The organism is Pseudomonas sp. MPB23 (assembly GCF_046605395.1).
Lineage (GTDB): Bacteria > Pseudomonadota > Gammaproteobacteria > Pseudomonadales > Pseudomonadaceae > Aquipseudomonas.
This window is the reverse complement of the sequence record NZ_CP176771.1, coordinates 568,510-590,991: the sequence shown is the minus strand read 5'-3', so window position 1 is coordinate 590,991 and position 22,482 is coordinate 568,510. Positions and strand designations below refer to the sequence as shown.

Below are 22,482 nucleotides of genomic sequence, written 5' to 3'. Positions count from 1 at the left end.
TGACTCCATGAGGGTCGACGGGATGTCCGGCGTCTGCAATTCTGCGAGCGCCGCTCGTTCCAGCAAGGTGTCCAGCTGTCTTCTATGAAAACCCCCCTGTGGTTCCCGCAAAGTTTCTTCTCCCGCACCCTTTGGCTGGTGCTGATCGTCGTTCTGTTCTCCAAGGCCCTGACGCTGGTTTATCTGTTGATGAACGAGGACGTGCTGGTGGATCGGCAGTACAGCCACGGCGTCGCCCTGACGTTGCGCGCCTATTGGGCCGTAGACCCTGAAAACCGCGAGAAGGTAGCCAAGGCGTCGACGTTGATTCGGGTTGATGGCGCCGGTGTGCCGGAAGGCGAGCAGCATTGGCCGTACAGCGAGATCTACCAGCGCCAGATGCAGGCCGAGCTGGGCGAGGACACCGAGGTTCGGTTGCGCATGCATGTTTCGCCTGCGCTGTGGGTCAGGGCACCGAGTCTGGGAGATGCCTGGATCAAGGTGCCGCTCTACCCCCATCCGTTGCGCGGGCAAAAAATCTGGAACGTGCTGGGCTGGTTCCTGGCCATCGGGTTGCTTTCAACAGCGTCCGCGTGGATTTTCGTACGTCAGCTCAACCAACCGCTCAAACGCCTGGTATTTGCCGCCCGCCAACTGGGGCAAGGGCGCAGTGTGCGCCTGCCGGTCAGCGACACGCCCAGCGAGATGACCGAAGTGTATGGCGCGTTCAACCAGATGGCGGAGGACGTCGAACAGGCCGGGCGCGAACGCGAGCTGATGCTGGCAGGGGTGTCCCACGACTTGCGCACACCGTTGACGCGGTTGCGCCTGTCCCTGGAGTTGATGGGCAACCACACCGACCTGACCGACGACATGGTTCGCGATATCGAGGACATGGACGCCATTCTCGACCAGTTCCTGGCGTTCATTCGCGATGGCCGTGATGAGGTGGTGGAAGAAGTCGACCTCACGGAACTGGTGCGCGAAGTGGTGGCGCCCTACAACCAGAACGGCGAGCAGGTGCGCATGCGCTTGGAACCGATCCAGCCGTTTGCGTTGCGCAGGGTGTCGATGAAGCGCCTGTTGAACAACCTGATCGGCAATGCCTTGCACCACGCCGGTTCGGATGTGGAAGTGGCGGCGTACGTGTCCGGTGACAGCGCTGCGCCGTATGTGGTGCTGAGTGTGCTGGACCGTGGCACCGGTATCGATCCGGCCGAGCTGGAAGGTATTTTCAACCCGTTCACCCGTGGCGACCGAGCCCGGGGGGGCAAGGGGACCGGTCTGGGGTTGGCGATCGTGCGGCGGATCGCTTCGATGCATGGCGGTAATGTTGAGCTGCGCAACCGTGAGGGCGGAGGCCTGGAAGCCCGGGTGCGCTTGCCACTGGGGTTGATGTTGCCCAGAGACGCGGTCTAGTCCACAACAAACCCCGATGGAGCTGGCTTGCCAGCTCCTTGTCATTTTCGGCGTGTGGTCTGCCGAGTTTCATCAGCCCTTGCCCTTGGTCCTGGTCATATTCGGGCCACTATTTTTTTCCAGATGCTGAATGATGATCCCCGCCACGTCCTTGCTGGTGGTGGTCTCGATCCCTTCCAGGCCCGGCGATGAATTCACTTCCATCACCAGCGGCCCATGGTTGGAGCGCAGGATATCCACACCCGCTACGCTCAACCCCATCACCTTGGCTGCCCGCAATGCGGTCATGCGCTCTTCCGGGGTGATCTTGATCAGGCTGGCGCTGCCGCCACGGTGCAGGTTGGAGCGGAACTCACCTGGCTTGGCCTGGCGCTTCATCGCTGCAATCACCTTGTCGCCCACCACGAAGCAGCGGATATCCGCACCACCGGCTTCTTTGATGTATTCCTGCACCATGATGTTCTGCTTGAGGCCCATGAACGCCTCAATGACAGATTCCGCAGCCGTCGCGGTTTCACACATCACCACGCCGATGCCCTGGGTACCTTCGAGTACCTTGATCACCAGTGGCGCGCCGTTGACCATCTCGATCAGGTCCGGAATGTCATCGGGTGAATGGGCAAAGCCGGTCACCGGGAGGCCGATGCCCCGGCGCGACAGCAGTTGCAGCGAACGCAGCTTGTCCCGCGAACGGGCAATGGCCACCGATTCATTGAGAGGGAACACCCCCATCATTTCAAATTGGCGCAGCACCGCACAGCCATAGAAGGTCACGGATGCGCCGATGCGCGGGATCACGGCATCGAACCCCTCCAGCGGTTTGCCCCGATAGTGGATCTGCGGCTTGTGACTGGCAATGTTCATATAGGCCCGCAACGTGTCGATCACGACCATTTCGTGACCACGTTCGGTGCCGGCCTCGACCAAGCGGCGGGTGGAATACAGACGCGGGTTTCGCGACAGCACAGCAATCTTCATGCAGCACCTGGGGCAGAAAGAGTAGAGACCGGGAACACCGGCTTGTCTTGAACGTACTTGGCGCCGGGATTGACCACCAGATGGCCGTCAATCAGCGCCTTGGAGCCCAGCAACAGGCGGTAACGCATGGCTTTGCGGCAGGCCAGGGTGAACTCCACCCACCAGACCCTATCCCCCAGCGCCAGGGTGGTGCTGATGACGTAGCGCACCTGTGCATGGCCGTTGGAGCTCTTGATGGTTTTCATCGTCACCAGCGGCGCTTCGCAGCGGCGATGACGCAGTTGCACCACGCTGCCCAAGTGTGCGGTAAAACGCACCCACTTCTCACCGTCGCGCTCAAAAGGCTCGATATCGGTGGCGTGCAAGCTGGAGGTGCTGGCGCCGGTGTCGATCTTTGCACGCAGGCCGGCCACTCCCAGGTCGGGAAGTGCCACCCACTCACGCAGACCCACAACGGTCAAATGGTCAAATGTTTTCAATATGGGTAACCGGTCAATTCGCCCAGGCCTGAGGGGGAAACCTCGGCCTGTGCGTTGAATGCGGGCCTGGCGAACCAGTTGCCCTGCATCAGAAATATTCCACAATCGGACAGGAAGTCACACTCACCGGCACTTTCAATGCCTTCAGCGATGACAGTAACGTCCAACTGCTCACAGATTGTGACAATCCCGAACAGCCCACGCCGAAATCGTCGATGGCTGTTTTGACGCCGAATTCGCGGTATTCACGCAGAATATTCGTCAAATGGCGATTGTTATCTACAGGCTCGCTTTCCAGCGTCTCGAAAATCAGCCGGTCAAGGGGAAAGTCGGAAAGTCGGTCACGGCATGTCCTCGCGAAAACGGGGGGCTACCTGGCGTATCTTAGGTGAGCCTTGGGGTTTATGCGTCGACGGGTTTCAACAGTAAAGTTGCGACATTTTTCAGAGCGAGGAATTCAAGTGGCTCAGAAGCAGGCAGAGGAAGAAAAGATCCGTCTGGACAAGTGGCTATGGGCAGCGCGTTTCTATAAGACCCGCGCGTTGGCCAAGGCCGCTATCGAGAGTGGCAAGGTGCACCATCGTGGCGAGCGCTGCAAGCCGGGTAAGGAGCCACGTGTCGGTGATGAGTTGCAGATTCGTATGGGCTTTGATGAAAAGACTGTCGTGGTCCAGGCGCTTTCCAGTGTGCGTCGTGGCGCCCCCGAAGCGCAGGCGCTGTACGCCGAAACCGAAGTCAGTATTGCCAAGCGCGAAAACGCGGCGGCCATGCGCAAAGCGGGTGCTACCGGCATGACCACCGATGGAAAACCGAGCAAGAAGCAGCGCCGCGACCTATTCAAGTTTCGCGGCAGTGGCAATGACGATTAGTCCCACAGGCTTATTGCGGTGCTCTTACGACACTGAGCCGCCCAATCAACGGCACTCGCTGGAACACCCCGAACACGGGCGCCGTCACGCGCAGCAACACATCCGTCACCTTCGCCGCAAACGGCGTGTAGTAGCCCCACGCCAGCGCAAGCAGTGCCAGCAGCACGCCGCCGATATAGTCGTCCTGCCCCCAATGCGCACCCGCGACCAGCCGCGGCATCATGAACAACAGTGCCAGGCTCCAGATCACCAGCACTTGGCCGGTGCGGCGGGCAAACACCGTCATGAACATGCCCCAGATCAGCAACACCGATGCATGATCCCCTGGGAAGCTCTGGCTCGAACGGTCCTTCAACTCCCAGGCCTTCTCCAGCCCTGGGAAATAGTCACTCATCTGGACCGCTCCGCTGAGCGTCATCGACGGGCTGCTGTGTTGCCAGCCCATCTGCGCCGCGAGTTTGGAAAACAGCGTCCGAATAATCAGCAACATCAGCAAAATACCGACAAAACCTAACGCCGCCTGACGTACCTGCACGGCCTTGAACACCCAGTCGCCACGAATCAGCAGCATCAACAGAATCACGCCGACCACGGCATCAAACGGTCGCAAACTGGCCACGGCCCATATGTTTAGCCATGTAGAGTGGCTCGCCAGCGGTTTATTGAGCAGGTGAAACAGCCACTCGTCGAAAATTACACACAGCGTTTGCCCCGTGGGCCACAGCCAAAAACACAGCAGCCCGATAGCGAGTAGATTGCACAGAGCCCATCGCCGGAGGTTCCACTTAGCTTGGAACAAACCCGGATTGTTCATAAACTGTCCCTCTTCGCTCAATTGAGCTCTCTGTTTCCAGCAGAAAGCCGCACCCAATATGGCGCTAGAGCGATAAATTCTATAAATCTTGTAACAATTTTGTCATCAACTCAGAACTTAGACCTATGACTGATTTACCGGATACCGACTTCACCCAACGCTTCATCTTTGACGAGAACGACGCCCGTGGCGAACTGGTCTCACTGGAGCGCAGCTACGCCGAAGTCCTTGCCAAGCACCCCTATCCGGAGCCGGTCGCGCAACTGCTCGGTGAGTTGATGGCAGCGGCTTCGCTGCTGGTAGGCACCATGAAGTTCGACGGTTTGCTGATTCTGCAGGCCCGCTCCGAAGGTCCGGTCCCCATGCTGATGATCGAGTGCTCCAGCGAGCGCGAAATCCGTGGTCTGGCCCGGTATGACGCTGAGCGCATCGCCCCTGACGCCACCCTGGCCGACCTGATGCCCAACGGCGTACTGGCGCTCACGGTCGACCCGACCGAAGGCCAGCGTTACCAGGGCATCGTCGACCTCGATGGTGAAAATTTGTCGGACTGCTTCACCAACTATTTCGTCATGTCCCAGCAGATTGGCACGCGCTTCTGGCTCAACGCCGACGGCAAGCGCGCCCGTGGCCTGTTGCTGCAGCAACTGCCTGCCGACCGCATCAAGGACGACGACGACCGCGCTGAAAGCTGGCGCAACCTCACCGCCCTGGCGGGTACCCTGACCGCTGAAGAATTGCTGGCCCTGGACAACGAAACCATCCTGCATCGCCTGTACCACGAAGAGGCTGTGCGCCTGTTCGACGCGCAGGGCCTGCGCTTCCATTGCAGTTGCTCACGCGAGCGTTCGGCGAACGCGTTGGTCAGCCTTGGTCTGGAAGATGCGCAAAACCTGGTGGTGGAACACGGTGGCCATATCGAGATCGACTGCCAGTTCTGCAACCAGCGCTACCTGTTTGACGCCGCCGACATCGCCCAATTGTTCGCCGGCGCCGGTATCGACACACCCTCCGATACCCGCCACTAAAACGTTTAATCACAGGTAAATCACCTGTCTTATGCCGGATTACAGCTGTTCTGACGGGAGGGCCCTACTTTTTTTGGGCTTTTCTGGCATAATCCGGCCCACTTTTTTCGCGGTAGTAGTGCGCAACTTTCTACTACAAAACGTTTGGAGCACTCGGCCATAGGCCGACGGGGAACCTCATGACGCAAGCCAATAACGCCGTATACACCGATCTGAGTGTTGACGATCTGGTCAAAGAAGCCCTGCAGCGCGGTGAAGGCGTGCTTGCCGATACTGGCGCGCTGGTCGTAGAAACCGGTCACCGTACCGGTCGTTCGCCAGTCGACCGTTTCATCGTTGAAGAGCCTTCCACCCAGGACGCCATTGCCTGGGGCCCGATCAACCGCAAGTTCCCGGCCGACAAGTTCGATGCCCTGTGGGCTCGCGTCGAGGCGTTCAACAACGCGCAAGAGCATTTCGTTTCCCATGTCCATGTAGGTGCGTCCGAAGACCACTACCTGGCCGTGAAGATGACCACCCAGACTGCCTGGCAGAACCTGTTCGGTCTTTGCCTGTTCATCAACCCGGCCCAGTACAACCCGGCCGGCCGTGAAGAGTGGCAAGTGCTCAACGTGGCCAACTTCGAGTGCGTGCCTGAACGTGACGGCACCAACTCCGACGGTTGCGTGATCCTCAATTTCGCCGAGAAAAAAGTGCTGATCGCCGGCATGCTGTACGCCGGTGAAATGAAGAAAGCCATGTTCTCGGTGCAGAACTTCCTGCTGCCGGCCGAGGACGTACTGCCGATGCACTGCGCCGCCAATATCGGCGAAGCAGGCGACGTGACCCTGTTCTTCGGTCTGTCCGGCACTGGTAAAACCACCCTGTCCGCCGACGAAAGCCGTTACCTGATCGGTGACGACGAACACGGCTGGGGCAAGGGCGTGGTGTTCAACATCGAAGGCGGTTGCTATGCCAAGTGCATCGACCTGTCCGAGAAGAACGAGCCCGTCATCTGGAAAGCCATCAAGCACGGCGCGGTCCTGGAAAACGTCGTGATCGACGAGGCCGGGCACGCTGACTATTCCGACGTCAGCCTGACCCAGAACAGCCGCGCCGCCTACCCGCTGGAGCACGTTGCCAAGCGTTCCGAGAAGAACCTGGGCGGCGAGCCAAACGCGGTGATCTTCCTGACCTGCGACCTGACCGGCGTACTGCCGCCCGTGTCGATCCTCAGCGAAGAACAAGCGGCCTACCACTTCCTGTCCGGCTACACCGCATTGGTGGGCTCGACCGAAATGGGTTCTGGCAGCGGTATCAAGTCGACCTTCTCCACCTGCTTCGGCGCGCCGTTCTTCCCGCGCCCGGCCGGTGAATACGCCGAACTGCTGATCAAGCGCATTCGCGGCTTCGGCTCCAAGGTCTACCTGGTCAACACCGGCTGGACCGGCGGCGGCTACGGCGTCGGCAAACGCTTCAACATCCCGACCACCCGTGGCGTGATCGCAGCGATCCAGAGCGGCGCGTTGATCGGTGCTGAAACTGAACACCTCGACACCATCAACCTGGACGTGCCATTGGCGGTGCCAGGCGTTGAGACCGGCCTGTTGAACCCACGTAACACCTGGGTTGACAAGGCTGCCTACGACGAAGCGGCGAAAGCGCTGGCCGGTCTGTTCATCGAGAACTTCAAGAAGTTTGAAGTGAGCGATGCGATCAAGGCTGCGGGCCCGAAGTTGTAAGATTCGCTAGCTGTTAAAGAGCCGCCCCTTATGGGCGGCTTTTTTACGGGTGCGCCAGGCATGGCGCGTTGCGCGCAAGCGCAACCAGCTTGGCTGTGGTGGCCTCGCTGGTGGCTTGGAGGTGAAAGTCCTCTACACACCCGGCAAGGGGAAGTGTTAGCCAGAGGCAAGGGTGTCGTGGGTGACTGCGAATCTGAAGGAAGCCCGAGGCAAAATGCTGGCCTGACGAACAGGAAGCGGATGAGGCGGCGCAGCGGGGTAAGGTAGCCCAAACTGCCAAAGCCCAATACTTGCACGGAATGCTGCGACGTATATCTGACAGGCATAAGCAGGAAGGTCGCGCGAATTACCCTGGGAGATCTGCACGTTTGCCATTGTGCTACCGAGCGTCGTGAGGCGACGGGATGAGCGTGCAGAAGTCAGCCGAGGCCGTAGTAAGTGACGAATAACCCCGTCACCCTGAGTCAGCGTCTGAAGCTGAAGTTGAATCGGGAAAAGAGCCGCGTGGCAAGGCCCTGGGGCTGCGATTACTTGGGTTACGGGATGAGTTGGCATCAACAGCCGAGGCTTCGAATCGCCACTTTGAGCTTGCGGCGCTTGCGCGACCGGCTCAAGGAACTGCTGCGTGGTGCGCGGGGCCGCAAGATGGCATACGTCATCGAGCGGATAAACCCGGTGCTACGTGGCTGGGCGGGCTACTTCAAGCTCACCCAAGGCAAAAGAGCCTTGGAGACGGTTGATGGGTGGGTGCGTCATAAGCTTCGCTGCACCCTGTGGAGGCAATGGAAGCGTCCCTCAACGAGGGCTCGTAACCTTATGCGTCTTGGGCTAGATGAAGAACGTGCGTGGAGATCAGCCGTCAGTGGCCGAGGCCCATGGTGGAACTCGGGAGCGCCACATATGAATCAGGCACTGCCGAAGAAGCTGTGGGATGGCCTTGGGCTGGTCTCAATACTGGATACGGTCAACCGGCTTAGCCGCATAACCTGAACCGCCGTATACGGAACCGTACGTGCGGTGGTAATGGAATGGACGCCCCCTGTCCTAACGGCATCGATGTGCCAAAGTGAAAGTGTTAATAGCACTTAACGGAAGGGAGCGTCCTCATGAAGCTTACGACTGTTGGTGTCGACTTGGCAAAGAACGTGTTTCAAGTGCACGGAGTTGACGACCGAGGTAAACCAGTACTGAAGAGGCAGCTCAAACGTGACCAGCTTGCCAGCTTCTTTGCGGTATTGGCGCCGTGCTTGATCGGCATGGAAGCTTGCGGCAGTGCTCATCACTGGGCAAGAAAGCTGCAAGAGTTTGGGCATACGGTCAAATTGATGGCTCCACAATTTGTTAAGCCCTATGTGAAAACGAACAAGAACGACGTAGCCGATGCAGAAGCCATCTGTGAAGCGGTAGCTCGACCCAATATGCGTTTCGTGCCGATCAAGACGACAGAGCAACAAGCGGTCTTGGCCATGCATCGTGCGCGACAGGGTTTTGTGAAGGCACGTACCGCGCAAGCGAACTCGATTCGAGGGCTGCTCGGTGAGTTTGGCATTGTCATCGCGCAAGGGATCGGTCATATCGCCGAGCGCTTGCCGGGCATCCTGGAAGATGGCGAGAACGGTCTGCCCGGTCCCTTTCGGCAATTGATACAGCGCCTGGGCGATCATCTGAAGGAGCTAGATCGGCAGGTAGGTCAGCTAGAACGGGAAATTCAACAATGGCATCGCGGGAACGAGGCCAGTTGCAAGCTCGCAGAAATACCGGGCATTGGACCGATCACTGCAAGTGCCCTGGTCGCTTCGGTAGGTGATGCTAAGAGCTTTGCCAACGGTCGGCAGATGGCGGCATGGCTGGGGTTGGTGCCGCGACAGCATTCGAGCGGAGGCAAGTCCATGCTGTTAGGTATCAGCAAGCGAGGCGATAGCTATTTGCGCACATTGCTGGTTCACGGTGCGCGAGCGGTGGTTCGTTACGCCGAAGGTAAAGCCGACCCCTCATCGGATTGGCTGAAGGGTTTATTGACGCGTCGTAACACGAATGTGGCAGTCATTGCACAGGCCAACAAGAATGCCCGGATTGCTTGGGCGCTGCTGGCCCACGACCGCAGATTCCGGTCTGGTTACACCCCTGCTGTCGCAGGCGCGTAACCAGACCGGTGGAGTCAAGCGATGATGCGTTAGAAAGGAGTACTTCCAAGGTTGCCCAGGCAATCATGACGTGATGGCAAGACAGGTCGGACCGGGATCGGGTAACTCTGCCCTCTCACAGGCGCTTCGAGCGCGTGGTGGTGATAAGAGCCCGATCAGCGAATTCCATCAGGGACAGAGGCAGAGCCTCATTCAAAGTCCGGATGTATGGCTGCAATCTCAACCCAGTCTGTGTTGTCACGAATTGAAAGCTCGGCAAACGGGGGGCGTCCATGTATGTGAGAGGACGGCGGATGTGAATCCGCCTCCTACTCGATGCGAAGGATGACGGGTGTCATCAATCTGGGGCTCAGCTCAGGTTTTCCAGTGTCTGCGTGTCCCAGCTGTTCGTTTTGATCGCCAGGTAGAGCATGCCGATGGTCAGTGGGAACTTCTCGCCATGCCCCTTGGCTCGACGCTTGAGGAACACATCAAAGAGCGGCGGATTGAAGTAGCGATAAGTGTCGTAGTCACCCAGGTCGAGGGCAAATTCCTGTTCCAGCATTTCCATGAATTGCTTGGCCTCGCTGCCGTCGCAGCCCAGGTCGAAATTGAGCGAGGTTTGCAGGCGAATGGTCTTGTGTTTCGGCAGGCCGATTTCTTCGTGCAGCAGTTGCAGGAGCTGCTGCATGACGGGGTCTTCGGGGAAGTTGGGGGCGAGGTTCATGGTAGGAGCACGCAGGAGTGGGTGAGGGGGACAGTTGCGTTGGAGGTGGTATTTGTTTCGGGTGATCAGCAAGCGGATGCCATAGCTGAAAGCAAGAACCGCAACGCTGTTCGATTGTAGCTCCGTTATCCAGCGCGTGGAGCCAAACACAAGTATTGGGCCTACAACGATGAGGGTGAGCCCAACCCCTGTTCTGAAGGCGGGATGCTGCATCTTTTTGTCGAGCCAGACGGCAAGCGCGACGAGGAGGATGAGCGTGATCCAAGGGGCATATTCGGTCATCGTTTCACCCTCCCGGTGCTAACCGGCATAGACCGGCCAAAGCATATCGGTTGCCAGGTCGTGCGCTGATATGAATCGCCTTGGAGGTGCCGCAGTAGCGGCTGAGGTGTTGAGTCCTTTCGATGTTCAAGGGGTTCTGCCGAAAAAGTTGAGACCGCGCTATTTTCATTCAGCTACGGGTAACTTCTGTAGAGGGTTGAGTGGGTGTTTGCAGCAGTTTGGGAAGGGGATGGCGCGATATTTGGAGGTTTCTTACAGCGGTTTCCGGCATTTGGGGCTTGGCAGTGATTTTTGGCTGTTCACGCACTCAATTGTAGGCGCGAACAAGCTCGCTCCTACCTGTTATGCCGTTGGACGGGGTGCAGAGCTTCCAGCAAATGCAGCAGGCCGGCTGATACAGCGTCCGAAAATCGCCTCCAACCCCCGATAATCACACGCCACCGCATCAATGTTCGCCGGTATCCACGCCGCGTGTTTCACCAGCCACCAGTTCACCGAAAACCCGGCATTCACGATGATCTGTTCAAACAAAATCCGCTGCGCCCGGCCATTGCCTTCGCGAAAGGGGTGAATGACGTTGAGGTCGCCGTAGGCTTCGGCAATTTTGCTCACCAGTTCGGCCTGGCTCGTACCGACAAACCAGTGCGCTTCTTCCATCTGCCGGATGATCTTTGCGGCTTCCGGTGGGATGCGTTCCGGGGTGCAGAACAGGGTGTCGCCCTTCTGGATATTCACGCTGCGCAACTCCCCAGCCCAGTCATAGATATCGCTGAACAGTGTGCGGTGGATGTGTTGCAGGCGTTCCAGGTTGTAGGGCGGAGAGAAGAGAGGGAGGTTGCCTACGGCGATTTCGGACAATTCACGCTCAGCTTGGTGCAGGCGGTCTTCATCGAGCAAATCGAGGCGGTTGCGCAGGACGCGGCTCCCGGGATAGCAGTACGGATCCTGGCCCACCCCGTATTTGTCGAGCATCAGCGTGGAGTGTTGCGGTACTTGGCAAGGACGGCTTCGCGGGTCGGCAGGGGTTTGTCGACGTCGGCCGGTTGGGTGTCGAACCCTTCCAGGCGCAAGCTGGCCAAGTAATTGGAACGGCGGATCTTATGGTAATGATCCTGTTTTTGCTCAAACGTCAGTTCGCTCATCGCCGCGTACTCCTGGGTCGCAAGGCTTGATTGTAGCTCAATGCTTCAGCAGGCAGGCGGGATAAAAACCACTTCACTGCAGTCCAAGTTGCTGCATTTGGCCCAAGGCCATGGCGGCACCCTGTGTATCATCCTGTCTTTTTTTTCCTTGCGACCTTTCTCGATTCGCTGAGATTCCCAGGCTATGTTTTTGAGCCAACTCAGCGGTCAATGGAGTGACAGCCGATGCACGACACCCTCCAGCAGGTCTTTGGTTATCCACAGTTTCGCTTGGGCCAGGAAGAAACGGTCAGCGCCGTATTGGCTGGTCGTTCGGCCGCGGCGATTTTCCCTACGGGGTCGGGCAAGTCCTTGTGTTACCAGTTGTCGGCAGTGCTGCTACCGCACCTGACGCTGGTGGTGTCGCCCCTGTTGGCGTTGATGCAGGACCAACTGGGCTTCCTGCAACGCCATGGCATTGCGGCCGGCAGTATCGATTCGGCCCAAAGCCGCGATGAGGCCAATGCGGTAATGGCCCGTGCGCGTTCGGGCGAGCTGAAGATCCTGATGATTTCCGTGGAGCGCCTCAAGAACGAGCGCTTTCGCAACTTCCTGCAAAGCGTGCAGATCTCGCTGCTGGTGGTGGACGAGGCGCACTGTATCTCCGAGTGGGGCCACAACTTCCGTCCGGACTATTTGAAGCTGCCGGACTACCAGCGTCAGTTCCATATCCCACAAGCACTGCTGCTGACCGCCACGGCCACGCCCAAGGTGATTGCCGATATGCAGGCCAAGTTCGCCATTGCGCCGGATGATGTGGTCACCACGGGCTTCTACCGGCCCAACCTCAACCTGTTGGTGGAGCCGGTAAGCGGTACGGACAAGCGGCGGCGCCTGGTGCAATGGATGAGCGAGCGCGCCGGGCAGCCGAGTATCGTCTACGTCACCTTGCAGAAAACCGCCGAGCAGATTGCCGAGCACCTGAACCGCAACGGCATCCAGGCCGAGGCGTATCACGCCGGTTTGCCCCACGATAAACGCGAGGGTATCCAGCAGCGCTTCATGGGTGGCCGCTCCAATTGCATCGTCGCCACTATCGCGTTTGGCATGGGCATCGACAAAAGTGACATCCGCAATGTGGTGCACTTCGACTTGCCCAAATCCATCGAGAACTACAGCCAGGAGATCGGTCGCGCAGGGCGTGACGGGCAGCCGTCCGACTGCCTGGTATTGGCCAATCGCGACAGCCTCAACGTGCTGGAAAATTTTGTCTACGGCGATACGCCCGAGCAGGATGGCATCCGGCGTGTGCTCGATGAGTTGCAGGCAGCGCGCAGTGAGGGGCAGTGGGAGTTCCTGCTGCGCTCGCTGTCGGATCACAGCAATATCCGCGAACTGCCACTGAAGACGCTGCTGGTTCAGCTGGAGCTCAAGGGCGTGATCGCACCGCGCTACGCGTTTTATGCCGAGTACCGTTTCAAATACCTGATCGAGCCTGAGGCCTTGCTCGCGCGGTTTTCCGGCGAGCGGCAGCAGTTCGTCGCGGCGATCATCCAGGTGTGCAAGCGTGCCAAGACCTGGGCGACGGTGGATTTCGATGGGCTTTATCAACAGCACAATGCCGCGCGCAATCGGGTGGTGAAGGCCTTGGATTACTTCCAGGAACAGGGCCTGATCGAGCTGGAAAGCAAGCAGATGACCGAGGTCTACAGCCTGCTGGATACCGAGTTTGATCCGCAGGTGTTGAGCGAAGCGTTATACACAGGCTTCAAGCAGCACGAAGTGACGGAGGTGGCGCGCATACACGCCATGCTTGACCTGTTCGCCACCGAGCATTGCCTGGGGCAGCGCCTGGCGCAGTATTTTGGTGATGAAAATGCCCCCCAGCGTTGCGGGCATTGCTCGGTCTGCCACGGCCATGTGGCGCATCTGCCGCCACCGCCGGGCTTGCCGCCGCTTGTGGATAAACACTTCATGGGGCTGTGCGGTGATTTTATCCACAGGCATCATGAGCACACCGGCCATCTGCCGGGCGCCGAACGCCTGACACGCTTTCTCGGCGGTATCAGCGTGCCGTTGTTCACCAAGCTGAAGGCGCGGGGGATTCCGGGTTTTGCTGCGCTGGAGGATTACCCCTACGCCGAGGTGCGCGAGTGGGCCCAAGCCCACTTGAATGACCTGTAAACCCACTTTCACCGAGACGTGCCCATGCCTGACTCAATGCCGCAACGCGCCGATTACCGTCACTTCCAACCCATCATCACGCGCTGGCACGACAACGATGTGTATGGCCATGTGAATAACGTGACCTACTACAGTTTCTTCGACACGGCGGTGAATACTTACCTGATCGAACAGGGCGGGTTGGATATTCATGACGGTGACGTGGTGGGGTTTGTGGTGAGCTCGGCGTGCGATTACTTTGCGTCGATCGCCTTTCCAGACCGAATAGACATTGGCCTGCGCGTGGGCAAGTTGGGTAACAGCTCAGTGCAATACGAATTGGCGGTGTTCAAGGCCGGCGAAGACGAAGCCTGTGCGGCGGGGCGCTTTGTGCATGTGTTCGTGGATCGGGGGACGAACCAACCGGTGACGATTCCGGCGATGTTGCGCGAGGCGTTGCAGCGGTTGGTGGCCTGACTTCTTACAGAAACCCATGTGGGACGGGCGGTGCGACGATTCGACTTGCTCCCACAGTGTTTCTTCAGTGCTCTCTCAATCTGATCAATGACGGTAGTGATGCCTGTTCTTGCGATGCCCATAGGCATGGCCACGGCCACGGTGATCATCCCGGTCATAACGACGGTTATCCCGCCCACGGGAACGACGGTCGTCGTTATCGCTCGAGTTGCCCATGTAGTTGCCCAGTGCGCCACCTGCGCCACCACCGGCTGCTGCGCCGATCAGGCTGCCGGTGTTGCCGCCCATGCTGCGGCCTACCACGTTGCCGCCGGCTGCGCCGAGCGCGCCGCCAATGGCTGCTTCGCCGCGACTGCGTTTGTCGGCACCGACCGCACTGCCGCCCGCGCCACCCAAGGCGGCGCCAATGGCCGAACCGGTGTTACCGCCGATCTGCTGGCCGACAACCGAACCGAGTACCCCGCCCAATGCGCCGCCCACACCGGCTTCGGTGGTGCCGCCGGCCATGGCTGCGCCACTGACCAGGCCAAGGGACAACAAGAGAATCGAGGAGAACTTCATAGAGAGACCTCAAGAGGATGACGGCGCGATCCTGAGGCTGTGTCGACATTGTGACAATAGAAATCCGACCAGTAACACGACTTGTACACAATTCGCTAAGTTATTGTTTTAGATGGGGAACTTAAGTGATTCTGATGGGTCTCTAGCTACTTCGGAAAGGCCACTTTTATGCAAAAGTGGCCTTTTTTTTGTGGCCGGGATTTATGCCGAGCGCGCCATGATCAGCCCCTTGTCACTCGCCGCTTCCAGGCGAATCGCCACGAACTTCGACGTTGGCGTATGGCTGCCATCCCCAGTGCTTTCCAACGGCACCAGCGGGTTCACTTCCGGGTAGTAAGCCGCTGCCTGCCCCGCCGGAATATCGAACGCCAGCAAGGTGAAGCCCTTCACACGACGCTCACGGCCGTCTTCCCACAGCGACACGATGTCAGCCTTCTGTCCCGGCTTGAAGCCCAGGCGGATGATGTCGGCTTCGTTGACGAACAACACGTCGCGCTGGCCTTTCACCCCGCGATAGCGATCGTCCAGGCCATAAATGGTGGTGTTGTACTGATCGTGGGAGCGCATCGACTGCATGATCAGGTCCGGTACGCGGCCTGTGGCGTGGGTGCGTTCGTGGATCAGGTCTTTGGGCAGGATATTCGGGCGGAAGTTGGCCCGGCCCGACGGCGTGTTCCAGCGCCGAGCACCGGCAGCGTTGCCCAGGTAGAAACCGCCGGGGTGTTTGAGGCGCTCGTTGAAATCCTTGAAGCCCGGGATGGTGTCGGCGATCAGGTCGCGGATGCGGCTGTAATCGCCCACCAGCCAGTTCCAGTCCACCGGCTGGCTGCCCAGCGTCGCGGCGGCGATGCCGGCAAGAATGGCGGGCTCCGACTTCATCAGCGTCGACAGCGGCTGCAACTGGCCGTTGGAGGCGTGGACCATGCTGAACGAGTCTTCCACGGTCACGGCCTGCGGGCCTTCGGCCTGGATGTCGATGTCGGTGCGCCCCAGGCACGGCAGGATCAGGGCGTCTTTGCCGTGCATCAGGTGACTGCGGTTGAGCTTGGTGCTGATCTGCACCGTCAGGTCGCAATTGCGCAGCGCTTCGAAAGTGCGCGGGCTGTCCGGCGTGGCTTGGGCGAAGTTGCCGCCCAGGCCGATAAACACTTTGGCGCGGCCTTCGAGCATGGCGTGAATCGCTTCGACCACGTTGTGCCCGTTGGTGCGCGGCACCTGGAACTGGAAACGCCGCTCCAGGGCATCGAGGAACACCACCGGTGGGCGTTCGTTGATGCCCATGGTGCGGTCGCCCTGCACGTTGCTGTGGCCCCGCACCGGGCAGAGGCCGGCGCCCGGGCGGCCAATGTTGCCGCGTAGCAGCATCAGGTTGGCGATTTCCTGGATGGTCGGCACCGAGTGGCGATGTTGGGTGATGCCCATCGCCCAGCACATGATCACGTTCTTGCCCTTGGCGTACATGCGTGCCGCTTGCTCAATCTCGACGAGGGGCAAACCGGACTGCGCGACGATTTCATCCCAGGAGGTGTCGTCGATCTGGGCCAGGTAATCGAGCACGTTGATCGTGTGTTCGTTGAGGAAGTCGTGGTCGAACACCGCGTCATTGCCTTCGGCCTGGGCCTGGCGTTCCCACAGCAGCAGGAACTTGGCCATGCCGCGCAGGATAGCCATGTCGCCACCCAACGCCGGACGGAAGTACGCGGTGTTGGTCGGCTTGTCGCCGTTGGTGAGCATTTCCAGCGGGTGCTGCGGATGCTGGAAACGTTCCAGGCCGCGTTCTTTCAAGGGGTTGATACACACCACCTGGGCGCCGCGTTTCACCGCTTCGCGCAGTGGTTCCAACATGCGCGGGTGGTTGGTGCCGGGGTTCTGGCCCCAGACGAAAATCGCGTCGGCATGCTCGAAGTCGTCAAAGGTCACGGTGCCTTTGCCGACACCGACGCTTTGCGCCAGGGCCACGCCGCTGGCTTCGTGACACATGTTCGAGCAATCCGGGAAGTTGTTGGTGCCGTAGGCGCGTACGAACAGTTGGTACAGGTACGCGGCTTCGTTGCTGGCACGGCCCGAGGTGTAGAACTCTGCCATGTCCGGGCTGGGCAGGGCGTTGAGGTGCTGGCCGATCAGGGCGAACGCCGCGTCCCAACTGATGGGCTGGTAGCGGTCAGTTGCGGCGTCATAGCGCATCGGCTCGGTCAGGCGGCCCTGGTATTCCAGCCAATAGTCGCTCTGCTCCAGCAGCGCGGTTACGCTGTGCTTGGCGAAGAAGGCGCCATCGACGCGACGCTTGGTGGCTTCCCAGTTGACCGCCTTGGCGCCGTTCTCGCAGAACTTGACCATGCCGCTTTCCGGCGAGTCGCCCCAGGCGCAGCCCGGGCAGTCGAAACCGCCGTTCTGGTTGGTCTTGAGCATCATGCGGATGTTTTTCAGCGCGTTGTCGCTGGTCAGCCACGCCTGCGCCACGCTGATCAGCGCGCCCCAGCCGCCGGCCGCGCCCTTGTAGGGCTTGTAGCGCGGGGTCGGGGTTTGGTCGGCTTGGTGATGATTGCTCATGGCTGGTACTCCATCGCAGGGCTGTAGACCCGCGGCGCACTTTTTTGCGGCAGGTGGATGAGATTGAGGTTGTGCCGACGCGCCCATTGCAGGGCCAGGCCGGTGGGCGACGACAGGCTGACCAGGGTCTGGATGCCGGCGCGCAGGACTTTCTGGATCAGTTCGAGGCTGCAGCGGCTGGTGACAATGGCCAGGCCGCCAGCGGTACTGATCTTTTGGCGGATCAAGGCACCGATCAGTTTGTCGAGTGCGTTGTGTCGGCCGATGTCCTCGCGCCCCAGCAGCAACTCGCCTTGGTTATTCATGAACACCGCCGCATGCACCGCGCCGCTGTACTGGCCCAGCGGCTGAAATGCGCTGATGCGCTGGCGCAGGCCTTCAAGCCACTCGGCAGGTGGCAAGGGCGCGCCGGGCAGCACTTGAAGGTCCGGCAAGGCTTGCTCGACTGCTTCGACCCCGCACAGGCCGCAGCCGCTGGTGCCCGCCAACTGGCGACGCTGCTGCTTGAGGTTCCAGAAGGCGCGGCTGGAAATCTGCACCTGGGCGTACTGGGTAGAGCCCGATCCGCTGAGTTTCAGGTCATAAATGTCGCTAACGTCGGTGATAATTCCACTGCCGATGCTGAAACCGACGATGAAGTCTTCGAGATCGGTCGGCGTCACCAGCATCACCGCCTGGCTGATGTCGTTATAGGCAATCGCCAGCGCCACTTCTTCCGCCAATGCAGTGCTCGCCACGGTTGTGTGTTCGAGGTTGCAGAACTGGTAGCTCTGGCTGGCGGCGGGCGCGGGCGTTTGAAGAGCGGGCGCCGCGCAGACTGGATGCTTGGCGTTCATGGGGCTGTACCACCGGCGGACTGATCAGTGTTCAGACTAGGCGCGACAAAGCGTCGCGTCTAATTGCCAGTACTGATCTACCGATAGATGACGTCGATCAAGACTCTGCCAGCGATTTCTGATAAAGCGCGAAACAGGCTTCCGCCAGCGCCGAGCGCGGTGCACTGCGGCGCATGATCAGGCCCAGGCGCGCCAGGGTGTGGGCATCTTCGATGGGTTGCAGGCGCAAATGCTCGGTGAGCGCATCCAGGCCGCCTTCCAGTGGCATCACCGCGCAACACAATCCGCCGTGCACAGCTTGTAACAACTGATGAACGGCATCGGTTTGTAACAGCGGTTGCGGGTGCAGGCCTCGGCTATGGAAGTTGTGGTCGATGGACTGGCGAAAGTGCATGCCGCTGGTGAGCATGCCCAGCGGCAATTCGATCAACGCTTCCCAGCTCAACGGCTTGTCGCCGAAACTGAAATAGCGCTGGTCGTAGAGCAACCCCATGCGGGTTTCGCCGAGTGCCAGGGAGTCGAAGCGTTCGTTATCCAGGCGATCCAGGTAGGACACGCCCAGGTCCAGGCGATTGCTGGCCAGTTGTTCGAGGATTTGCTCGGAGCTCAAGGCGGACAGCTCAAAGCGCAGGTTCGGGTGTTCTTTGTGCAGTTGCTGCATCAAGGCCAAGGGATCGAAGCTCGACAGTGGCACCACCCCCAGGCGCAACGTGCCGACGAGATTGCCGCGACAGGCGGCCGCTTCGGCCTGCAAGCCGTCATAGGCCGCCAGCACCGTGCGCGCCCACGCCAGCACGCGCTCGCCGGGGGCGGTAAAGCCTTCGAAGCGCTGGCCGCGATTGACCAGTGGCAGGTCCAGCTCTTCTTCCAGGCTGCGCAGACGCATCGACAGGGTCGGTTGGGTGATATGGCAACGCGCCGCCGCCTGGCCGAAGTGACGGGTCTCGTCGAGGGCGATGAGGAATTTCAGCTGTTTGATGTCCATCTTCGCTCCGGGGCATATTCCAATGGCGGGGGGATTCTAGCGCGTTTGGATCTTTGGTCGGGCTGGAACCCAAGTCGGCTGGGCTGGTCTAGTCTTGAGCATCTGGATATCAACCACCAAAGGAGAGCGCACGATGAGTTTTATCAGTTTTGTAAAAGAAGCCGGCGAGAAGTTGGTCAAGCTGTTGACGCCGGGTAATGCCAACGCCAGTGGTGATCTGAAAAAGCATATTGAAGACATCGGCTTGGGTAATCCGGATGTCCACGCCACTGTCGAGGGGGACAAAGTCACGCTGACTGGGACCGTCGCCACTCAAGAAGAGAAAGAAAAAATCATCCTCGCGACGGGCAATATTGCCGGGGTTGCCGGCGTAGAAGACCAGATCGTGGTTTCGGGGCCAGTTGTGGCCATTTCCCGTTTCGTCGTGGTGAAAAAAGGCGACACCCTCAGCGCGATTTCCCTGGAGGTTTACGGCAACGCCAATCAGTACAACAAGATCTTCGAGGCCAACAAGCCGATGTTGTCGCACCCGGACAAAATCTATCCAGGCCAGAAACTGCGTATTCCCGAGTAATACACGCGGTAAACATGTGGGAGGGGGCAAGCCCACTCCCACATGAGTTCAGAGTCCGACAATAAGATCCCGGTAATCCTCGACTGCCGCAAATTCCCCGGTGTCCTTCGGCCCCTTCCGGCTGTCCGGTTCTTTAACCGCCAGCAGATGCGCCACGCCAAACGCCTGGGCGCTGCGCAGGATCGGCAAGGTGTCGTCGATAAACAGGCTGCGGGCCGGGTCGAAGCCGAGGTCGGCGCGCAGGGCGTCCCAGAACTGCGGGTTTTCCTTGGCGAAACCGTAGTCGTGGGAGCTGATCAACCGCTCGAAATACGGCGCCAGTTCAATGCGTTCCATTTTCAACGACAGTGAGTCGCGATGCGCATTGGTGATCAGGATCACCCGCTTGCCGGCCTGTTTGATCGCCGCCAGGAATGTATCCGCGTCGGGACGCAGGGCGATCAGGTGGGCGGTTTCCAGCTTGAGTTCGCGCACCGGGATATTCAGCTCGGCGCTCCAGAAGTCCAGGCAATACCATTGCAACTGGCCGGCGTTACGCTCGAACAGCGGTTGCAACTCCATCTCGGCCATGGCCCGACTCACACCATGCAGCTCGGCGTAACGCTGGGGCAGGTGTTCCATCCAGAAGTGGTTGTCGTAATGCAGGTCGAGCAGGGTGCCGTCCATGTCCAACAGGACGGTGTCGATGGCGTGCCAGGGCAAAGAGGGCATGGTGCGGTCTCATGTAAGTAAAGATATCCGACACAGACAATCGGAAAAGCCACGGTATAGTAACCCGATCACGCCAAGGAGCCGTTTATGCGCCAGAAACCCACCGTCCTCGCCCGCGAAATAGTCGCCAGTAGCCGTTTGTTCCGCGTGGAGGAAGTGCAGTTGCGCTTTTCCAATGGCGTTGAGCGGACCTACGAGCGCCTGGTCGGTCGCGGGGCTGGCTATGGCGCGGTGATGATCGTGGCGATGATCGATGAGGAGCACGCGTTGCTGGTGGAGGAGTATTGCGGCGGCACCGACGCGTACGAACTGTCCTTGCCCAAAGGCTTGATCGAGCCCGGCGAGGATGTTCTGGCGGCGGCGGATCGTGAGCTCAAGGAAGAAGCCGGCTACGGTGCGCGCCAGTTGGAGCACTTGACTGAGCTTTCGCTGTCCCCCGGCTATATGAGCCAGAAAATCCAGGTGGTGCTGGCCACCGATCTCTATGAAGAACGCCTGGAAGGCGATGAGCCCGAACCGATGCGCGTGGAGAGGGTCAATCTGCGCGAGTTGGCGCAATTGGCGCAAAACGAGCAATTTAGCGAAGGCCGTGCCCTGGCTGCGTTGTATCTGGTACGGGATCTGTTGACCCAGCGTGGAGCGTTTAGCGCATGAGCGAACTGTTTTTAGGCCACCCATTCATCGCCCCGGTGATCGAGCTGGCTCGTCAGGCCGGCGAAGTGATCCTGCCCTACTGGCGCGCGGACGTGGCGGTGATGTCCAAGGCCGATGATTCACCGGTGACGGCGGCGGACCTGGCCGCTCATCACCTGATCCTCGCCGGCCTGACGGCCCTGGACCCGAGCATTCCGGTGCTGTCCGAGGAAGACGCCGATATCGACCAGAGCGTGCGCGCCGGTTGGCAGCGCTGGTGGTTGGTGGACCCGCTCGATGGCACCAAGGAATTCATCGCCGGCAGCGAGGAATTCACCGTCAACATTGCCTTGATCGAACGGGGACGCGTGGTGTTTGGCGTGGTGTCCATGCCCACCAGCGGCCGTTGTTACTTCGGCGGCGCGGGCCTGGGGGCATGGCGTTCCGATGTGAATGAAGCGCCCAAGCAGATCCAGGTGCGCGAGGCCCCGGCGGCGGGCGAGTCCTTTACCGTGGTGGCCAGCCGCCGGCATTCGAGCCCCGAGCAGGAGCGTTTGCTGGACGGTTTGAGCGAAGGCCTGGGCGCGTTGAAGCTGGCGAATATCGGCAGCTCGTTGAAGTTCTGCCTGTTGGCCGAGGGCAGCGCTGATTGCTACCCGCGGCTGGCGCCGACATCGCAGTGGGACACCGCAGCGGCCCAGGGCGTGCTGGAAGGGGCCGGCGGCGAGGTGTTGGAGTTGAGCGGCGAGCCGTTCACCTACCCGGCGCGGGAGTCGCTGTTGAACCCGTTCTTTTTAGCGTTACCGGCCAAGGCCGCGTGGCGCGAACGCCTGCTGACCCTGGCCCGCTCCTGAGGCCTCGGCGAATCAACCTGTGGGAGGGGGCTTGCTCCCGATAACGGTGCATCAGTCACAGCATTTTTGACTGAAATGCCGCTATCGGGAGCAAGCCCCCTCCCACATTGGGTTTTGCGCAGGGGCCGTCAGCGGTGCAGGACGTACTGGCCGCTGAACGCGACTGCCCGCTCCTCACTGCCGTCATTCACAATCCACGTCTCCAGCGTCAATCGCGCCCGGCCATGACGCTTGTACGTCGCCACGAAACGCTTCCAGATCTTTTCTTCCGGTGCCTGACAAATCACCGTTGCATCCCGCGTGACCGGCAGCGGATAACTGATCTGCCCTTCCTGAATCACGATATGCCCGTCCTCGACTCCTTCCTCGCGCAGTTGCAGATGCAGCCAACCCCAGCCCGCCAGCACGGCGCCGCAATAGAGACTGCCGCCGAACATGGTGCTCTTGTGGTTGATATTGGCCTGCAGGGGCAGGTGCAGCTGCAATTGGCCGTGCTGCCATTCGAGCACTTTGAGGCCCATCTCCCGGGTGAGGGGGATGTCGTGGTGGAGGATGGATTCCAGGTAACGGCTGTCGCGGCTCATGGGTGCCTCTTGGT

22 protein-coding genes and 2 pseudogenes are annotated in these 22,482 nt (G+C 59.9%); 11 read left to right on the top strand and 13 right to left on the bottom strand.

Features of this window, described 5'->3' with window-relative positions; all coding sequences use genetic code 11:
- The first annotated feature begins 84 nt into the window (after positions 1–84).
- Complete coding sequence (locus tag ACLH0J_RS02650; RefSeq protein WP_411390773.1) at positions 85–1,398, top strand: ATP-binding protein; 1,314 nt, start codon at positions 85–87, stop codon at positions 1,396–1,398.
- 72 nt (positions 1,399–1,470) lie between these two features.
- Here the strand turns inward: ACLH0J_RS02650 and rimK are convergent, their stop codons facing one another.
- From rimK to ACLH0J_RS02635, 3 genes and pseudogenes are all read right to left on the bottom strand, one after another.
- On the bottom strand, positions 1,471–2,376 hold the full coding sequence (rimK, locus tag ACLH0J_RS02645) for a 30S ribosomal protein S6--L-glutamate ligase (protein ID WP_411390772.1): 906 nt from the start codon (positions 2,374–2,376) through the stop codon (positions 1,471–1,473).
- Entirely contained in the window at positions 2,373–2,822 is a 450-nt protein-coding gene (locus ACLH0J_RS02640) for an ATP-dependent zinc protease (RefSeq protein ID WP_411392769.1), read from the bottom strand. The genes rimK and ACLH0J_RS02640 overlap by 4 nt, the downstream gene beginning before the upstream one ends.
- A 29-nt stretch (positions 2,823–2,851) precedes the next feature.
- Positions 2,852–3,186, bottom strand: a pseudogene (locus ACLH0J_RS02635) (EAL domain-containing protein); the annotation flags it as partial.
- Positions 3,187–3,316: 130 nt separating this feature from the next.
- Between ACLH0J_RS02635 and ACLH0J_RS02630 the strand changes: the two are divergent.
- Positions 3,317–3,724, top strand: coding sequence for an RNA-binding S4 domain-containing protein (locus tag ACLH0J_RS02630; protein WP_411390771.1), 408 nt, complete (start codon positions 3,317–3,319; stop codon positions 3,722–3,724).
- Between the two features lie 10 nt (positions 3,725–3,734).
- On the opposite strand, the gene ACLH0J_RS02625 is transcribed toward ACLH0J_RS02630, so the two are convergent.
- Positions 3,735–4,538, bottom strand: coding sequence for a phosphatase PAP2 family protein (locus tag ACLH0J_RS02625; RefSeq protein ID WP_411390770.1), 804 nt, complete (start codon positions 4,536–4,538; stop codon positions 3,735–3,737).
- 125 nt (positions 4,539–4,663) lie between these two features.
- On the opposite strand from ACLH0J_RS02625, the gene hslO reads away from it, so the two are divergent.
- The 4 genes and pseudogenes from hslO (at position 4,664) to ACLH0J_RS02605 (ending at position 9,431) form a co-directional block, all read left to right on the top strand.
- Positions 4,664–5,566, top strand: coding sequence for an Hsp33 family molecular chaperone HslO (hslO, locus tag ACLH0J_RS02620; protein WP_411390769.1), 903 nt, complete (start codon positions 4,664–4,666; stop codon positions 5,564–5,566).
- Between the two features lie 179 nt (positions 5,567–5,745).
- The gene (locus ACLH0J_RS02615) at positions 5,746–7,287 is read left to right on the top strand and encodes a phosphoenolpyruvate carboxykinase (protein ID WP_411390768.1); all 1,542 of its coding nucleotides are present in this window, start codon (positions 5,746–5,748) and stop codon (positions 7,285–7,287) included.
- Between the two features lie 459 nt (positions 7,288–7,746).
- A pseudogene (locus tag ACLH0J_RS02610) lies at positions 7,747–8,277 on the top strand (group II intron maturase-specific domain-containing protein); the annotation flags it as partial.
- 116 nt (positions 8,278–8,393) lie between these two features.
- The gene (locus ACLH0J_RS02605) at positions 8,394–9,431 is read left to right on the top strand and encodes an IS110 family transposase (protein ID WP_411390767.1); all 1,038 of its coding nucleotides are present in this window, start codon (positions 8,394–8,396) and stop codon (positions 9,429–9,431) included.
- Positions 9,432–9,780: 349 nt separating this feature from the next.
- Here ACLH0J_RS02605 and ACLH0J_RS02600 read toward each other — a convergent pair whose 3' ends face one another.
- The 3 genes from ACLH0J_RS02600 to ACLH0J_RS02590 all read right to left on the bottom strand — a co-directional run bounded on the left by ACLH0J_RS02600 (position 9,781) and on the right by ACLH0J_RS02590 (position 11,561).
- On the bottom strand, positions 9,781–10,419 hold the full coding sequence (locus tag ACLH0J_RS02600) for a DUF1493 family protein (RefSeq protein WP_411390766.1): 639 nt from the start codon (positions 10,417–10,419) through the stop codon (positions 9,781–9,783).
- 342 nt (positions 10,420–10,761) lie between these two features.
- Positions 10,762–11,391, bottom strand: a complete 630-nt coding sequence (locus tag ACLH0J_RS02595) for a putative adenosine monophosphate-protein transferase Fic (RefSeq protein ID WP_411390765.1) — start codon at positions 11,389–11,391, stop codon at positions 10,762–10,764.
- The gene (locus ACLH0J_RS02590; RefSeq protein ID WP_003236014.1) at positions 11,391–11,561 is read right to left on the bottom strand and encodes a YhfG family protein; all 171 of its coding nucleotides are present in this window, start codon (positions 11,559–11,561) and stop codon (positions 11,391–11,393) included. Before ACLH0J_RS02590 ends, ACLH0J_RS02595 begins: the two co-directional genes overlap by 1 nt.
- Positions 11,562–11,786: 225 nt before the next feature.
- Between ACLH0J_RS02590 and ACLH0J_RS02585 the strand changes: the two genes are divergently transcribed.
- Complete coding sequence (locus tag ACLH0J_RS02585; RefSeq protein ID WP_411390764.1) at positions 11,787–13,724, top strand: ATP-dependent DNA helicase RecQ; 1,938 nt, start codon at positions 11,787–11,789, stop codon at positions 13,722–13,724.
- A 24-nt stretch (positions 13,725–13,748) separates the two neighbouring features.
- Positions 13,749–14,180, top strand: coding sequence for an acyl-CoA thioesterase (locus ACLH0J_RS02580; protein WP_411390763.1), 432 nt, complete (start codon positions 13,749–13,751; stop codon positions 14,178–14,180).
- Between the two features lie 84 nt (positions 14,181–14,264).
- On the opposite strand, the gene ACLH0J_RS02575 is transcribed toward ACLH0J_RS02580, so the two are convergent.
- The 4 genes from ACLH0J_RS02575 to ACLH0J_RS02560 all read right to left on the bottom strand — a co-directional run bounded on the left by ACLH0J_RS02575 (position 14,265) and on the right by ACLH0J_RS02560 (position 19,112).
- A complete protein-coding gene (locus ACLH0J_RS02575; RefSeq protein WP_411390762.1) occupies positions 14,265–14,741 on the bottom strand; it encodes a YMGG-like glycine zipper-containing protein in 477 nt (158 codons plus the stop codon).
- 201 nt (positions 14,742–14,942) lie between these two features.
- Positions 14,943–17,291, bottom strand: a complete 2,349-nt coding sequence (locus ACLH0J_RS02570; RefSeq protein ID WP_411390761.1) for an FdhF/YdeP family oxidoreductase — start codon at positions 17,289–17,291, stop codon at positions 14,943–14,945.
- A complete protein-coding gene (fdhD, locus tag ACLH0J_RS02565) occupies positions 17,288–18,127 on the bottom strand; it encodes a formate dehydrogenase accessory sulfurtransferase FdhD (RefSeq protein WP_411390760.1) in 840 nt (279 codons plus the stop codon). Before fdhD ends, ACLH0J_RS02570 begins: the two co-directional genes overlap by 4 nt.
- 97 nt (positions 18,128–18,224) lie before the next feature.
- The gene (locus ACLH0J_RS02560; protein WP_411390759.1) at positions 18,225–19,112 is read right to left on the bottom strand and encodes a LysR family transcriptional regulator; all 888 of its coding nucleotides are present in this window, start codon (positions 19,110–19,112) and stop codon (positions 18,225–18,227) included.
- A gap of 133 nt (positions 19,113–19,245) precedes the next feature.
- On the opposite strand from ACLH0J_RS02560, the gene lysM reads away from it, so the two are divergent.
- Positions 19,246–19,686, top strand: coding sequence for a peptidoglycan-binding protein LysM (gene lysM / locus ACLH0J_RS02555; RefSeq protein ID WP_411392768.1), 441 nt, complete (start codon positions 19,246–19,248; stop codon positions 19,684–19,686).
- A gap of 48 nt (positions 19,687–19,734) precedes the next feature.
- Here the strand turns inward: lysM and yrfG are convergent, their stop codons facing one another.
- Positions 19,735–20,397 carry a GMP/IMP nucleotidase gene (gene yrfG, locus ACLH0J_RS02550; RefSeq protein ID WP_411390758.1) on the bottom strand — a complete coding sequence of 221 codons (663 nt, stop codon included), beginning with the start codon at positions 20,395–20,397 and terminating at the stop codon, positions 19,735–19,737.
- A gap of 87 nt (positions 20,398–20,484) precedes the next feature.
- Here yrfG and nudE point away from each other — a divergent pair, with 87 nt between their 5' ends.
- The gene (gene nudE / locus ACLH0J_RS02545; protein ID WP_411390757.1) at positions 20,485–21,051 is read left to right on the top strand and encodes an ADP compounds hydrolase NudE; all 567 of its coding nucleotides are present in this window, start codon (positions 20,485–20,487) and stop codon (positions 21,049–21,051) included.
- Complete coding sequence (gene cysQ / locus ACLH0J_RS02540; protein WP_411390756.1) at positions 21,048–21,884, top strand: 3'(2'),5'-bisphosphate nucleotidase CysQ; 837 nt, start codon at positions 21,048–21,050, stop codon at positions 21,882–21,884. The genes nudE and cysQ overlap by 4 nt, the downstream gene beginning before the upstream one ends.
- 128 nt (positions 21,885–22,012) lie before the next feature.
- Here the strand turns inward: cysQ and ACLH0J_RS02535 are convergent, their stop codons facing one another.
- Positions 22,013–22,468 (bottom strand): YiiD C-terminal domain-containing protein, encoded by a 456-nt coding sequence (locus tag ACLH0J_RS02535; protein WP_411390755.1) that lies wholly within the window; start codon positions 22,466–22,468, stop codon positions 22,013–22,015.
- Positions 22,469–22,482 lie beyond the last annotated feature (14 nt).